This is a genomic window from Pantoea sp. SIMBA_079 (genome assembly GCF_046940275.1).
Taxonomy (GTDB): domain Bacteria; phylum Pseudomonadota; class Gammaproteobacteria; order Enterobacterales; family Enterobacteriaceae; genus Pantoea; species Pantoea borealis.
Genome location: NZ_JAWRYR010000692.1, coordinates 1 through 249 on the forward strand (window position 1 = coordinate 1; position 249 = coordinate 249).

Annotated in this window: 1 protein-coding gene; it reads left to right on the forward strand. The window is 63.1% G+C overall.

What is annotated here, in order from left to right:
• Window positions 1-249: helicase HerA-like domain-containing protein (locus SB719_RS21735; protein WP_412159971.1), on the forward strand; the 249-nt coding region annotated here is incomplete at both ends.

Sequence of the window (249 nt, forward strand, 5' to 3'; positions counted from 1 at the left end):
GCCCGAACCCGGATTTCAACACGTTTCAGGCGATCACCAATCTTGCCACGGGTGAAGCGCTGGTTTCCACCTTGCAGGAAAAAGGCGTGCCTTCCATCGTGCAGCGCACGCTCATCCGCCCGCCCTCTTCACGCATCGGGCCGCTGACGCCGGAAGAACGCGCGAAGATCATCGCGGCAAGCCCGGTCGCCGGACAGTACGATCAGGCCGTGGACCGCGATTCCGCTTTCGAAATGCTGGCCCGCAAGG